Below are 14,944 nucleotides of genomic sequence, written 5' to 3'. Positions count from 1 at the left end.
ACCGCTTCATGGCGCCGTTCGCTCCCATGTTCGATGGCGCGGGCGGGCGCTCAACCATGGACGGCACGTCGAAGGCGGCGGGGACATGGAAGTACGTGCCGCTCGTCAACCTGGACGTACTGGACAAGTCAAGGTAGTGCCTGCGACGGGGGAGCCGCGATGGGAACCGATCAGCTATTCGACAGCACGCACCTGGCCGAAGGAGTTCTCGGCGTGGTCACAACGCTCTACGCGGAAACCCACGCCGACGCGGCCCCCCCAGGATCCGTCAATCTCGACTCGCAGTTAGAACGGGATCTTGGTTTCGACAGTCTTGCGCGCGCTGAACTGTTTAACCGGATTGAGCAGACGCTTCATGTTCGCGCGCCGCTCGATGCCTTTTCCACCGCACTAACGCCCGCCGAGCTCGTACAGGCCATCAAACGCTCAGAGGCGCCGGCGGCCTCCGGCGGCGAACAGCCGTCGATTGCGCAGCGCGCCCAGGCGCCGGCGTCGGTTTTGACCGAAGAACCGCGTGAGGCGACGACGCTGATCGAGGTATTGCAGTGGCACGTCGACCGGCATCCGCAGCGCTCGCACATCGTTTTTCTCGAAGATGGCATGACGCCTGCAGAACTGTCCTACGGCGATCTGGATCGCCGCGCCGCCGCGGCTGCGTCGGGTCTGCGCCGCCACGGAATCGGCCCCGGCGATACGGTTGCACTGATGCTGGCGACCGGTTGGGATTACTTCGTCTCGTTTGTCGCGATATTGATGAGCGGCGCCGTTCCCGTTCCGATCTACCCGCCCGCTCGCGTCTCGCAGATAGAAGAGCACGTCCGGCGCCACGCAGCCGTGCTGTCGAATGCCGGCGCCAAAGCGCTGATTGCCTCGCCTGAAGTTGCCGGCGTGGGCCGTCTTCTGAAGCTGCATGTGCCCGCTTTGCAACAGGTCCTGACGGCGGCGCAAATCGGTGTCGACCGCAATGAAACGTCCGTGCCACTGGCGGCCAGTGACATTGCGCTCCTGCAATACACGTCAGGCAGCACCGGCGACCCGAAAGGCGTAATGCTCACGCATGCCAACCTGCTTGCCAATATCCGCGCCATGGGCGCGCGCATGCAGGTGACGTCCGCCGACGTGCTGGTCAGCTGGCTCCCGCTTTACCACGATATGGGGCTGATCGGCGCGTGGTTCGGGCCCATGTATTTCGGCATGCCGCTAGTCGTGATGCCGCCCACCGTTTTTCTGGCGCGCCCGGAGCGGTGGTTGCGACTGATCCAGCGCTATCGCGGCACGCTCACCGCTGCGCCGAATTTCGCCTATGCGCATTGCGCCCAACATCTTGACGAAGCCATCCTGGCGGGTCTCGATCTGTCGTCGTTGCGCTTTGCCTTCTGCGGCGCCGAACCGGTCAGCGCCGCTACTGTCCGCGCGTTCGCGGCGCGTTTCGGCCACTATGGCTTCGACGCGCGCGCGGTGACGCCCGTCTACGGGCTCGCGGAAAACACGTTGGGCTTGAGCTTTCCGCGTCCCGGCCGCGGGCTGCATGTGGACCGCGTGCAACGCGACGCGCTCGGCGCCACAGGACAGGCATTGCCGGCCCGCTCTGACGCAGACGCGATTGAAGTCGTGGGCTGCGGCGAAGCGCTGGACAGCGTCGAGATCCGAATAGTCGACGAGGACGGCAGAGAACAGCCGCAACGCCAGGTGGGTCGCATTGAATTTCGTGGCCCGTCGGCGACGATGGGCTATTTTCATAACCCCGCACAGACCGCGCGGCTGATCCACGACGGCTGGCTCGACACCGGCGATCTCGGCTATCTCGCCGACGGCGAACTCTTCATCACGGGTCGAGCCAAAGATCTGATCATTCGCGGCGGTCACCACATCTTCCCGTACGAACTCGAGGAGGCGATCGGCAGGCTGCCGGGCATCCCTGCCGGCGGCGTGGCCGTATGCGGCAGCACGGATCGCGCGAGCGGCACCGAGCGCGTCGTGATCCTCGCGGAAACGGCATTGACGCAAGCCGCCGCGCGCGAGCAACTGCTTGCGCGCGTCCGCGCCACGGCAGTCGAAATACTGGGCGCGCCTGCCGAGCACGTGTGCCTCGTCACACCGGACACCATTCTCAAGACACCGAGCGGCAAGATCAGACACGCCGCCACCCTCGACCAGTTCGAACGCGGCGGCAGGCCGTCACCAGCGAGTCCTGTATGGCGCCAATTCGCGAGCGTCCTCGTGGGCGCCCTCTTGCCGTTTCTGCGACGGATCGCGCGGCAGGCCTCGCACGCGGCATACGGGTTCTACTGCTGGACGGTTCTTGGCATGCTCTCGCCACTCATAGGCACGGTCTTCCTGTCGGTCGACACGCCGCGCAACTGGCGTCGGGCAGCCGCCGTCGGCCGTCTGTTTTTGCGGCTGACCGGGTTGCGCGTCGACGTGGAGATCGATGCGCGGTCAGCGGCGATGCGCGAGCTCGTCATGGTGGCGAACCATAGCAGCTATCTGGACGGCTTGATCCTGCTTGCCGTATTGCCGCAGCCTGTCCGGTTCGTCGCCAAGCGGGGCCTGGACCGCCACTGGTTGGCCGGCCGTTTTCTGCGCGCGATCGGCACCTCGTTTGTGGAGCGACGGGAATACCGGGGCAGTGTCGACGACGAGCGGCGGCTCGTACAGCAGGCGGACGGCGACTCGCCTTTGCTCTTCTTTCCGGAGGGCACGTTCGGTCGCGGCGCGGGCTTAAGGCCATTTCACCTGGGCGCGTTCCGGGTGGCTTGCGCCGCCGGCCGCGCCGTCGTGCCGGTGGCACTGGCCGGAGTGCGCGCGGTGTTGCCGGACGGCGTTTGGTTGCCGCGATTGGGGTCCATCAAGGTCGCCATCTTGCCGCCCATCGTTCCCGACGGCTCCGACCTCGGCGCAATGGCCCGACTCCGCGAAGCCGCCCGGAACGCAATCCTCGCGCGTTGCGGCGAACCTTCTCTGATCGCACATCCTATCGATAAGACGGCGCAAGAGCATGACAACGAACACGACTTCGCGAGCACCGTATCGTGATCGGTCTATTAATCGCCCTGAACGCCGCCGCTTTTCTGGTTGAGCAACTCGCTCCTGAGCGGCTGATCGGACTCTTCGCGCTCTGGCCGGCGCGCAGTAGTAGTACGCCGGCATTTCAGGTGTGGCAGCTGCTGACCTACAGTTTCCTGCATGGCAACTTCATGCACCTCGCCGTCAACATGTTCGGACTGTATATGTTTGGCCGCGACGTGGAGGCCGCGATAGGTCGCACGCACCTGGCATTGCTGTATGGCACCAGCGTGATGAGCGGGGCGCTGCTGCAGTTGCTGGCAAGCCTCGCTGATGCGACGGTGCGTGTACCGGCCATCGGCGCCTCGGCCGGCGTGTTCGGCCTGCTGATCGCCTACGCACTGCTGTTCCCGCACCGCCGTGTGATCCTGCTCTTCCCGCCCGTGCCGATGCCCGCGTGGCTATTCGCTACCGGCTATGGCGTGCTGGAACTCGTTCTTGGCATTTCCGGCGCACAAAGCGGCGTCGCCCACTTTGCGCATGTTGGCGGCATGCTCGGGGCGGCGACGCTGTTACTGCACTGGATGCATACGCCACGCGAACGGAGGACCGACTGAGGGCCGCAAGCATGCTGATTTGATCGCGATCAATGCGCTCCGTCCTGGCGGGTTCAGTCTGTAACCAGCGGCGCTAGCTGGCTAAGTTGCGGCATCCGCAGTTCTGCAGTGCTGGGCTGTTACGCTGAATACAATTTTGACGGAGATGTCCCATGAACGCCTGGGGACGCAGGGATGGGCCCAGTATCATCCTCAAGGAGCATCAGCAACTGACGACGGTGATCGGCGGGATGCTCCAGTTTGGTCGGCTTCGCGAGCAAGATGGCGCTGCACCTGCTTTCGTGGTCTTTCGGTCAATGCTTTACTACGTCCGGGAGTATCCAGAACGTGTTCATCATCCGAAAGAGGAACAGCACCTGTTCATGCGGATACGAGAGCGGACCAATGAACTCAATGACGTTTTGGACGAACTGACTCGTCAACATGCCGAAGGCGAGACGAGGGTTCGGAATCTCGAGCACGCATTAACCCGTTATGAATTGGCAGGGAACTCCGCGCTCGCTGACCTTCGCAGCCAGGTCGAACAATACGCAAGCTTTTGCGCAAATCACCGTCGGATCGAAGAAGAGGTAGTCTTACCCGTCGCCCTGCACGTCCTAACCGCAGACGACTGGGCGGAAATCGATGCGGCGTTCGGCTCGAATCGCGATCCCTTCAAGGGTGTCGAACTGGAAGAGGATCTCGACAAGCTGTTCCACATGATCGTGAACATCATTCGGGAAGTCAGCCACTGAAACTCTGGCGTCTCGCAGAGTTGGCGAGTTGTGGTGCGTATGAGAGATGCCTCTCACAGCGGCCAGTTTGGGTCATCCATCCCGCGGCTTTGACTGACCGGATTCGATGGAACTTTGGACAGATCTCTTGGCGCTCACTTCGACTAGTCGCCCCCTGAGGACGACCTGGTACGTTGCCGCTGTCGTCCCCCCGTAGACCCGAGCCGGCGTCGCGGTTATAAAATGGAATGCGCGGGCCGAACGCTGCGTGGAAGCAGAAATCAAGTTCGGCGGAGCAATCCTGCGCGGTAAATGATTCGGCTGACAGGCAGGCGCCTTTGCTGAGCAGTCAATGGCCGACTGTATTCCGACAGTCAATTCGAAAACGAATCCGGAGATCGAATTGGAACCGTACAAGCAACTGAGCGGCCTGACCCATGAACTCTTCCGGCAGGTGGTGGAGGCTGCGCCCAACGCCATGGTGATGGCCGACCGCGACGGCCGCATCGTCCTGGTGAATGCACAGACGGAAAAACTCTTCGGCTATTCGCGTGACGAACTACTCGGGAATGGCGTCGATAAACTCGTACCGGAGCGCTTCCGTTCCGCCCATTCGGGATACCGTCGTACGTTCTATGACGACCTGAAGAGTCGCCCGATGGGCATCGGCCGCGACCTCTTCGCTCTGCGCAAGGATGGCTCCGAATTCCCGGTCGAGATTGGACTCAATCCTGTCACGACCAATGAGGGCGTATTCGTTTTGGCGGCCGTTGTCGACATTACCGAGCGCAGACGGCTGGAGGAGCGTTTCCGGCAGGTGGTGGAAGCGGCACCCAATGCGATGGTGATGGTGGAGCGCGAGGGCCGGATTGTTCTCGTGAACGCGCAGACCGAAAAGCTGTTTGGCTATGCACGCGAGGAGCTCTTTGGACGGACCATCGAAACACTCGTACCTGCGCGCTTCCGTGCTGGCCATCATGGCTATCGGGCCGCGTACTTCGACGACCTGAAACCTCGTTCGATGGGCACCGGCCGCGATCTCTACGGGCTGCGCAAGGACGGTTCGGAATTCCCGGTTGAAATCGGACTCAACCCGGTCCGAACCTCGGAGGAAGTCTTTGTGCTCGCTGCGATCGTCGACATTACGGAGCGCAAGCGTGCGGAGCAGGAGCTCGTGAGAAGGACCGAGGAACTGGCCCGTTCCAATCAGGACCTGGAGCAGTTTGCGTATGTGGCTTCCCATGACTTGCAGGAACCGTTGCGCGCCGTCGCAGGCCCTCTGCAACTGCTGCAACGCCGATATCAGGGGCAACTGGATGCGCGTGCCGACGAGTTCATTGCGCACGCGGTGGACGGCGCGATCCGAATGCAGACGCTCATCGACGACCTGCTCGCCTATTCCCGTGTAGGCCGATCCGAAGCCGCGCGCCAACTGACCGAATGCGGGAAGGCACTCGATCGGGCCCTGAAAAGCCTGAGCGTCGGCCTCCAGGAGTCTGGCGCGATGATTAGTCGCGCAGACCTGCCCACCGTGATCGCAAATCCCACGCAGCTCACGTTGCTCTTTCAGAATCTGGTGGGAAATGCTCTCAAGTTCCGGCATAGCGACCGCCCTGCGCAGATCGATATCGATGCCGTGCGTCAGGGCGACGATTGGGTAATCTCGGTGAAAGACAACGGGATTGGAATCGATCCCCAATACTTCGAGCGCATTTTTCTGATCTTTCAGCGCCTGCATTCGCGCGTCGAATATCCGGGCACTGGGATAGGACTTGCGCTGTGCAAGCGAATCGTCGGGCAGCATGGTGGCCGCATCTGGGTCGAGTCTGCTCCCGGCAGCGGAACGACGTTCTTTTTCACACTGAATGCCAAGACGGACGGTAGAGTTCAAGCTCAGTCCACTCCGCAGGAGTAGCCAATGCTTTCCGACGCAACGGACGATCTGGTTCACATCCTCCTCGTCGAGGACAGTCCCACGGACGTCATGATGACGCGTGAGGCCCTCGAATACTACGAAGTGCTGAATCCCCTGCACGTCGCGGAAGACGGCGTCGCAGCGATGGAATATGTGCGGCGCGAGGGCAAGCATAGCGCTGCGCCTCGCCCCGGTCTGATCATCCTCGATCTCAATCTCCCCAAAAAGAGCGGGCGGGAAGTGCTCAAGGAACTGAAGGCAGACCCAGAACTCATGACCATCCCAGTGGTCGTGCTGACCACGTCCAAGTCGGAGGAGGATGTGGCCAGAACCTACGGCCTCCATGCCAACTGCTACATCACCAAGCCCGTTGATTTCGCCAAGTTTGCCGATGTCGTGCGCAGCATCAAGGACTTCTGGTTTAGCGTCGTCACCCTACCTCCCGTCAAGTCATGAATGCGCTTGCCGAAATCGAGATCCTCCTGGTCGAGGACAGCCCAACCGACGCTCTGCTGATCAGCGAGACGCTCACGGATGTGCTGGATTTTCAGCACCGGCTGGCACACACAGAGTGCTTGTCGGACGCGCTTTCGCGCACCCAGACTAGCCATTTCGACGTGGTGCTGCTCGACCTGGGCTTGCCGGACGCACAGGGCCTTGACACATTTAGAACCTTCCACCGGCAGGCGCCCGAGTTGCCAGTGTTGGTTCTCACCGGCCTTGATGACCTGTCGGTCGGCCTGCTGGCGATCCAGGACGGCGCTCAGGATTACCTCTCCAAGCGGGAGATGCGCCCGTCGGAGTTGAGCCGGGTCATCCGATACGCGATTGAACGTCATCGCGCAGCCATGGCGCTCAAAGAAAGCGAGGAGCGGTTTCAGCTTGCGATAAGTGGCGCAACTGCAGGCTTGTGGGACTGGAATCTGCAAACCGATGCAATATATCTTTCGCCTCACTTCAAGGAAATCCTGGGGTATGCCGGCGATGAACTGCCGAGTCGAACGCAGCTTTTACTTGAGTCGATTCACCCAGACGACATCGATCGGGTCAAAACCAGCCTCGCGGCGCATCTCGAACGCAAGCGTGCCTACGACGTCGAATATCGAGTACGCACCCGATCTGGCGAGTTCCAGTGGATACACTCTCGCGGCCAGGCGTTGTGGAACCGCGCCGGTGAGCCCTATCGGATGGTTGGCTGGATCATGGACGTGACGGATCGGAAACGCTCGGATGAAGCGCTGCGAGAGTCGCGCGAAGAATTGCAGCACCTCTCGGCCAATATCCAGCACGTTCGCGAGGAGGAAAAAACCCGTATCGCGCGCGAGCTGCACGACGATCTCGGCCAGCAACTGGCTGCATTGAAAATTGAGGTCGCGAGAATCGAAAACCGCGCCGAGGCCGCCATGACGGCATTGGCCGATGCGGATCTGCGCACCATATACGCGTTGATCGATCAGCTGGTTGGGTCCGTGAGGCGAATTGCTGCGGACCTGCGTCCCGCGATGCTGGACGATCTCGGCCTGATCCCGGCCATCGAGTGGTTCAGCGACCAGTTCTCGGCGCGGCATGGTGTACGCGTCATCCGTCACATCGGCGCGGACGACATCGATTTCAATGGCGAGAGCGCGTCTGCGGTGTTCCGAGTCGTCCAGGAAGCGATGACCAACGTCGCACGCCATTCAGGCGCGACCGAAGTGACGCTCAAAATCGTGCGAGACGGGCCGAACTGTATCGTCAGCATCATCGACAATGGTCGAGGGTGCTTGAGCGATAGGCGACCTGCAAGGAATTCGTTCGGCTTGTTGGGCATGCGCGAGCGTGCCGTAGCGCTCGGCGGCGAATTACGGATTCGGACTGCCCCTGAGCAGGGCTTTGCCCTATCCCTGTCATTGCCGCTTGCGATGGTCGAGGGCAAAGGACAAAGGTAAGCTGCCCGAGAACGTCAAAAGCGCAGCGGCATCTCCGGTTCGTCGCTTCACGGTGAAAGCAATCGAAACCAGTTTCCCCGGCCGTTCGGAACCGCTATCCGTTAGAACGGGCCACCGTGAACGGGCGACTTCCGTGCTGCAGCTACGATCGTGGCGTGCAGAAGAACGCCGTCGTGCGCACACCCGGCGCCGCTTTGGCCGCTCCGTAGACGAGCCGGCGCTCGCCGTGCGAGGCAACATTGCAGGTCAACGTGGCCGTGCCGTCGTCGATCTGGCGCGCTGGTGAACACTTGAAGCGCCCCACCGCGGGTTCGTTTCATTTGTAATTCACGCCGCCGGCACCGAAGCAAAATGCCCGCGAACGAATTCACGCACTTGCGCGAAATGAGTGGCGGCCATGGCAGGAGGCATGGCCGGACCGACTTCGTCGAAATGCAGGTGCCCGATCAGGTCGAAACCGGATGCGCGGAAAACGTGTGTATCCTGCAGCAGCTGCAGCGCTTGCCATCGGCCGTCCGCCACAAAAGAGGCCAACGGTGCGGCGGAGACGGTCACCACGACGGCGCGGCGTCCGGACAGCAGGCCGTGCACGCCGCCCGGTTGCGTCTCATACGCGAAACCTCGGCTGAACACGCGGTCGATGTAGCCTTTCATCATCGCAGGCATCGCCATCCACCAGAGGGGATAGACGACAGTCATGACATCCGCCGCGAGCATGTCTTTCTGCGCGATCAAGACGTCGGCCATGCGAAGGTGCGCGTCGCTTCCCTCGGTCAATTCCTGCGCGGAAAGCACGGGATCGAACCCCATCCGGTACAGGTCGTGAACGCGCACGTCATGGCCTATGCGGACCAGTTCCCCAAGGTAGGCGCGCGTCACGCTCATGGTGAAGCTGTCTTCCACCGGATGCGTGACCACGATCAGGTGTTTCTGCATGGCAGGGGCTCCTTTCAAAAACGCGCCGCGCGGCGCTGTTGCGCACGGACGGGATCATCGTGCGCGTCCCGGCAGCCACCCGATTGACACACGTCAACAATGTGGGGATTGCCCTGAACGTGCCCAGCGCCCCGGCTCATTCGACAACCAGCCTGCCGACCACGCGCCGCACGCCGGTCGCGCAGCAACCACATCGTGCTGCCCAGCGTCGCCACGCCGTGCTCGACCGTGATAGGGATCGCCCGCGTCAATATTCAATGCGATCAGCACTGGCGACTATGCGTTGGCCAAGTGGCTGATGGCCGAGCACCTGAACAAGTCTAGCGATCTGGCTGTTCAACATCTTTCGTCGTTCGCGTACTCCGCTCTTTACGAGACCCTTGCAAAACGGCAGGCGCTTACCCGCGCCATGGCGTAGGTACCATTCACGCGGACCGCCTCCGCTGATTCCAGCCTCGCCAAGCTACAAAGACTTTGTTCGCGAATCAGCGGAACGGGATACTAAATTTAGAAACCCGGCGTCAAGACGACTTTCCCTGACGCCGTCCTGCCGTTCTGCAAATCGTCGAACGCCTGGCTTGCGGCATCGAGCGGCCGCACGTCGAGCCAATCAAGCGAACCGAACGCGCCTTCGTGCAACGCCGAAACCGTCGCGCGAAGATCCGCCATCGTATAGGTGTACGTACCCAGCAGCGTGATTTCAGCGAGCGTCAGCTTGCGCATATCGATTTCGCTTGCCCAGTCCTGGAGGCCGATGTGCATCACGACGCCGCCAGGCTTCACCGACGATAACGCGAGCGCGCGTGTCGGCTTTGCGCCCACGGCATCGATCACGAACTCAAATCGGCTTTCAGGCGCCGGCGCGTCCAACGGATCCCATGTCTCGCACTGCGCATGCTGCTCCGCCGATCGTCGACGCAGCGGATTGACCTCCGCCATTTCCACCGACCGGCAGCCGTACGATTTCAGTAACAACGCCGACAGCAATCCAATCGCCCCGCCGCCAATGACCAGCGCGCGGGTTTCCGGCAACGGTCTTTGCAGCGCGCGCATCGACAGATTCAGCGCATGCAGCGCCGTAGCAGCCGGCTCGGTCAACGCGGCGTGCGTTGCGGGCATCTCCTGCGGAATTTCGACAACGCATCCCGCAGGCAACGACATATATTGTGCGAATGCACCCGGACGCGTCATGCCGACCATCGTCCGGTTCGCGCACAGATTGTCGCGCCCCTGCACACAATATTCACAGTGCCCGCAGGTGATCAACGGATTGCCCGTGACGCGCAAGCCTTTCATCAGATGCGGTGCGCGCGTCTCCACGATCGTGCCGGCGAACTCATGACCGAGAATGAGGCCGGGTTTGCGTCGCGGATCGTGGCCGTGGAATGCATGCATATCGGAGCCGCAAATACCGACCGCATCGATCCTGAGTATCACCTCGCCGTCGGCTGCCAGCGGTTCGGGCCGATCCAGCAACTGGAGCTCATTGGGCTGCGTGTAGACAAGTGCTTTCACAAGCGTTCTCCGTCGTGCAATTGCGTTACCGCCTACCGCGCGGTGTACCCGCCGTCGACCATGATGGTCTGGCCCGTGACGTACGCGGACGCGTCACTCGCAAGAAATACCGTGATGCCATACAGATCGTCGAGTTGTCCATTGCGTCCGATGCACGTGTTCTGCGCGTGCATGTCCGCGACGCGCGCGTCGTTGAAAACGGGAGCCGTCAGCGCAGTGGGGAAAAAGCCCGGCCCAATCGCGTTGCACGTGATGCCGTAGCGTGACCATGCCTGCGCGATAGCACGCGTCAATTGCACGACACCGCCCTTCGCCGCACCGTATGGCGCGCTATCGTTGAATGCACGGTATGACTGCAGCGACGCGATGTTGATGATGCGACCATGTCCGCGCGCCTTCATCGAGGGTGCGAGCGCCTGCGTCATGAAGAACGGCGCGCCAAGATGCAGTGCGAGCTGCTGTTGCCACGCTTGCGGCGTCACTTCATCGAATGGTTGACGCAGATTGACGCCCGCCGCGTTGACGAGAATGTCAATCTGGCCGTGCTGTGCCGCTGCATCGAGCGCGCAGGCGCGCGCCGCATGCGCGTCGCTCAGATCGCATGCGTGCATGTGCACATCGATACCGTCATCGCGCAGCCGCATTGCCGCTTCGTCGAGCGCATCACTTCGCCGCGCCACCAGCACGACGCGCGCACCCGCCCCGCCCAACGCGCGCGCCATCGCTTCGCCGACGCCCGAGTTGCCGCCGGTCACGAGCGCGGTTCTGCCAGTCAGGTCGAATAGTCGAGCGATATTCAACGGTGTCCTCCTTCGTCGTACCGATTGCACATGCCGATGGCGTTCATACCTGTACCGGTTCGCCACGCACGAATGCTTCGTCGGGAAAGTACTTCTGCAGGCGGTCGTCAGCGGTACGGGCGTGGGCTTCCATGCCTTCGAGCCGCGAGATACGCGCCGTCACTTCGCCAATGCGCTTCGCCGCATCGCGCGTCATGCGCTGCCACGTCAACGTCTTCACGAACTTGTGCACCGAGAGCCCCCCTGAATAGCGCGCCGCGCCCTTGGTGGGCAGAACGTGATTCGGACCGCTCGCCTTGTCGCCGAATGCGACCGTCGTTTCTTCGCCGAGAAAGAGCGAGCCGTAGCACGTCAGATGTTCGAGCCACCAGTCCAGATCGGCAGCCTGCACTTCGAGGTGTTCCGATGCATAGCGGTCAGACACGTCCACCACTTCCTCTCGCGTGTCGCACAGGATCACTTCGCCGTAGTCGCGCCACGCGGCGCCTGCGGCATCGTGTGCGGTCGGCGGCAACGCATCGATGAGTTGCGGAACCCGCTCAATGACCTCGTCGGCGAGCGCCTTCGACGTCGTGAACAACCATGCCGGCGACTCGTGGCCATGCTCGGCCTGGCCGACCAGATCGCTTGCGACCATCGCCGGGTCGGCACTGGCGTCGGCGATCACCGCAACTTCCGACGGCCCCGCGAAGACGTCGATCCCAACCTTGCCGAAGAGCGCGCGCTTCGCCTCCGCGACGAACTTGTTGCCCGGCCCCACCACAACGTCCGCCTGCTTGCCGGTAAAAAGCCCATACGCCATCGACGCAATCGCCTGCACGCCTCCCAGCGTCATCACGACATCGGCGCCTGCCGCCTTGAACGCATACAGCACATACGGATGGATGCCGCCTCCGCGAAACGGGCTCGAACAGGCAATCACCGTCTTCACGCCCGCTGCCTTGGCAGTCGCAACGCCCATGTATGCCGACGCGATATGCGCGTACCTGCCAGCAGGCGCATAACAGCCGACCACGTTGACGGGCACCACTTTTTGCCCTGCCGTCACGCCTGGATACAGTTCGACCGAGAAATCCCCAATCGAGCGCCGCTGTGCGAGCGCGAAGTCGAATACCTGTTGCGCGGCGAAATCGATATCGGCCTTCACGTGCGCGGGCACTTCGAGCGCACGCCGTTCGATCTCATCGGCGCAGACGATGATCGGACCGTCCCAGTTATCGAGTTTCTTCGCATACGCACGCGCGGCGTCTTCGCCATGCGCCTGAATCTGCGCAAGCATTTCACCGACGACCTGTTGCGCCGTCGCGGTCTCGGTTTCCGGCGTCTTGGCTGCTTTTTTCAGGTAAGTCACGCTCATCGCCTTCTCCTTCATCGATGTTAAAAATAATGCAAGCGCTTGCAGCGAGGGGCTTTTAAAAGGCCACACCGTGGCCTTTTTGCGCGATCGCGACCGCGCGTTATTTGCTGCCGTCCATTGCGAACGCCGCGAGTTTAGGGTCGCCCAACACACGCTTCATCGCGCTGTCGTCGATATAGTCTTTTGCTTCGGGGACCGACGCGAGCGCGCCCGATGCATGCATGAACTGCGCGATCTTGGTGAACGAATCGTCGGCCTGCGATACGCCTTTCGTGCGGTCCATCGCGGCGAGTTGCTGCTTCAGGTCGAAGGTCGGGCGCGTCGCGAATTCCTTGCGCATCGAATCGTCGCTGATGTTGACGCCGCCCTCCTGGTAAAACTTCTTCATCATCGCGACGGCCTGGTCAGGGTGCGCCTTCATCCACGCCCATGCATGCAGATAGACGGCGAGAAACTTTGCCACCTGATCGGGATGCTGCTTCTCGAATTCGCCACGCGTGACGAGCGCGCCGGGCACCGATGCGCCGCCGTCCTTACCGGAGCACAACACGCGCGCGCCCGCCTTCTCTTCGAGCGTATAGTCATACGGCGCCCACACGCCCGCGTAATCAGCATTACCCGACGACACAGCGGAAATGATCTCGGCCTGGCCCATGTTCTTGAGCGTCACATCAGCCTTCGTCAGCCCATACTTTTTCAGGCATGCCTGTACCGCGTAATCACCCGTCGAGTTGGACGTCAACACGATGGTTTGGCCTTTCAGCGACGCCGGATTGCGGCGCACCGCGTCATAACGCGCCTTGCTCGCCATCAGAACGTTGCCCTGCGATTCGTCGTTTGTCAGGCCGATCACCTGAATGCCGAAGCGCTTGTAGCCGAGCACCGCCGGCACGGAACCCGTGCCGCCCACATCCCAGGATTTCGACGCCGCCGCCGCAATCTGCGGCACGCCTGCGGGAAACACCGAAAACTCGGGCTTCAATCCGACCTCTGCCCACCACCCTTTTTCGGTTGCGACATAGAACGGCAACGCCCAATACAGCGCGGGCTGATAGCTGACCCTGATCGGAGTGAGATCGGCGGACCACACGGTGCCCGGCAACGCCGCACTGCCCGCGCAGAGCAACGCAATGAAAGGGATCGCACGCAGACGTTTCATGTTGGTCTCCTGTTTTATGGGGTATTGCGCTCAGCCGTTGGAACCGGTGGCAGTTTTATGCAGCTTCATGCAGCGACACGTTCGACAGCGCCGTGTTCGTCGCGCAACGACTTCCAGATATGCGTGCGCAACCGGACGAACGATTCGAGATCCATCACGTCTTCGATCCGCTTGCACGCGTCCCAGCCATGCTGCTCGCGCACGGACTTCACATCGATCACTTCTTTCACGCGCCCCGGCCGGCCCGTCATCACGACGACGCGATCCGCGAGATACACCGACTCTTCGACCGCGTGCGTGATGAACAGCACCGTGCGCGGATTCACGCGGGTGAGCCGCACCAGTTCTTCCTGCATGACGACCCGGGTTTGGGCATCGAGCGCGCCGAACGGCTCGTCCATCAGCAGCACGCCGGGGTCGAGCGCATACGCGCGCGCGATCGCGACGCGCTGCTGCATGCCGCCCGATAGTTGATGGGGATACGCCTGCTCGTAGCCGCGCAGATTCATCAGCGACAGATAGCGTTCGATCGTTTCGCGTCTTGCGTCGGCGGCCATGCCCTTCGCGCGCAAGCCGAGATCGATGTTGTCCCACACTGTCTTCCACGGGAACAGCGCGAACTGCTGAAAGACGACCGCGCGATCGGGTCCTGGCCGTGTCACCTTGCGGCCCGCCACCGTCACGCTGCCCGAAGTCGGAAACTCGAGACCCGCGACCATCCGCAGACACGTCGTCTTGCCACAGCCCGACGGCCCGACGATCGCAACGAATTCCTTGTCGGCGATTTCCAGTTCGACGTGTTCCAGCGCGACGACGCTCGCCTTGTCGCGCCTGAACATGCGGGACACATCATTGAAACGAATCATGCTCATCGTGCGCTCCGTCACGGTTGAGAGAGTGAAGCCACGGTGTTAGGGTCTGTTTACATATGGAACGCACGTGCGTTGCCGCGAGAAGGGCCGCTCGCAAGGATTGCGACGCCGCGAATACTCGACGTA

At 62.0% G+C, this 14,944-nt stretch carries 12 protein-coding genes; 6 read left to right on the top strand and 6 right to left on the bottom strand.

Going from position 1 to position 14,944, the window contains the following annotated elements; all coding sequences use genetic code 11:
- The first annotated feature begins 159 nt into the window (after positions 1-159).
- The 6 genes from HDG37_RS00810 to HDG37_RS00785 all read left to right on the top strand — a co-directional run bounded on the left by HDG37_RS00810 (position 160) and on the right by HDG37_RS00785 (position 8,179).
- Positions 160-3,036: an AMP-binding protein gene (locus HDG37_RS00810; RefSeq protein WP_221311856.1), complete on the top strand. Its 2,877-nt coding sequence runs from the start codon at positions 160-162 to the stop codon at positions 3,034-3,036.
- Entirely contained in the window at positions 3,033-3,623 is a 591-nt protein-coding gene (locus HDG37_RS00805; protein ID WP_184043564.1) for a rhomboid family intramembrane serine protease, read from the top strand. The genes HDG37_RS00810 and HDG37_RS00805 overlap by 4 nt, the downstream gene beginning before the upstream one ends.
- A 152-nt stretch (positions 3,624-3,775) precedes the next feature.
- A complete protein-coding gene (locus tag HDG37_RS00800) occupies positions 3,776-4,357 on the top strand; it encodes a hemerythrin domain-containing protein (protein WP_184043562.1) in 582 nt (193 codons plus the stop codon).
- A gap of 331 nt (positions 4,358-4,688) precedes the next feature.
- Complete coding sequence (locus HDG37_RS00795) at positions 4,689-6,251, top strand: PAS domain S-box protein (protein ID WP_184043560.1); 1,563 nt, start codon at positions 4,689-4,691, stop codon at positions 6,249-6,251.
- A gap of 3 nt (positions 6,252-6,254) precedes the next feature.
- Positions 6,255-6,707 carry a response regulator gene (locus tag HDG37_RS00790; RefSeq protein WP_184043558.1) on the top strand — a complete coding sequence of 151 codons (453 nt, stop codon included), beginning with the start codon at positions 6,255-6,257 and terminating at the stop codon, positions 6,705-6,707.
- On the top strand, positions 6,704-8,179 hold the full coding sequence (locus HDG37_RS00785) for a PAS domain-containing protein (protein ID WP_184043556.1): 1,476 nt from the start codon (positions 6,704-6,706) through the stop codon (positions 8,177-8,179). Before HDG37_RS00790 ends, HDG37_RS00785 begins: the two co-directional genes overlap by 4 nt.
- A 327-nt stretch (positions 8,180-8,506) precedes the next feature.
- On the opposite strand, the gene HDG37_RS00780 is transcribed toward HDG37_RS00785, so the two are convergent.
- The 6 genes from HDG37_RS00780 to HDG37_RS00755 all read right to left on the bottom strand — a co-directional run bounded on the left by HDG37_RS00780 (position 8,507) and on the right by HDG37_RS00755 (position 14,818).
- Positions 8,507-9,115 carry an NAD(P)H-dependent oxidoreductase gene (locus HDG37_RS00780; protein WP_184043554.1) on the bottom strand — a complete coding sequence of 203 codons (609 nt, stop codon included), beginning with the start codon at positions 9,113-9,115 and terminating at the stop codon, positions 8,507-8,509.
- A gap of 507 nt (positions 9,116-9,622) precedes the next feature.
- Complete coding sequence (locus HDG37_RS00775; protein ID WP_184043552.1) at positions 9,623-10,630, bottom strand: galactitol-1-phosphate 5-dehydrogenase; 1,008 nt, start codon at positions 10,628-10,630, stop codon at positions 9,623-9,625.
- Positions 10,631-10,662: 32 nt separating this feature from the next.
- A complete protein-coding gene (locus HDG37_RS00770) occupies positions 10,663-11,430 on the bottom strand; it encodes an SDR family oxidoreductase (protein WP_184043550.1) in 768 nt (255 codons plus the stop codon).
- A 43-nt stretch (positions 11,431-11,473) separates the two neighbouring features.
- A complete protein-coding gene (hisD, locus tag HDG37_RS00765) occupies positions 11,474-12,787 on the bottom strand; it encodes a histidinol dehydrogenase (protein WP_184043548.1) in 1,314 nt (437 codons plus the stop codon).
- A 100-nt stretch (positions 12,788-12,887) separates the two neighbouring features.
- Positions 12,888-13,946 (bottom strand): ABC transporter substrate-binding protein, encoded by a 1,059-nt coding sequence (locus HDG37_RS00760; RefSeq protein WP_184043546.1) that lies wholly within the window; start codon positions 13,944-13,946, stop codon positions 12,888-12,890.
- 65 nt (positions 13,947-14,011) lie between these two features.
- Positions 14,012-14,818 (bottom strand): ABC transporter ATP-binding protein, encoded by an 807-nt coding sequence (locus HDG37_RS00755; protein WP_018422900.1) that lies wholly within the window; start codon positions 14,816-14,818, stop codon positions 14,012-14,014.
- Between the last annotated feature and the right edge of the window lie 126 nt (positions 14,819-14,944).

Source organism: Paraburkholderia sp. MM5384-R2, assembly GCF_014201025.1.
Classification (GTDB): Bacteria; Pseudomonadota; Gammaproteobacteria; order Burkholderiales; family Burkholderiaceae; genus Paraburkholderia; species Paraburkholderia tuberum.
This window is presented reverse-complemented; position numbering and strand designations above follow the sequence as displayed.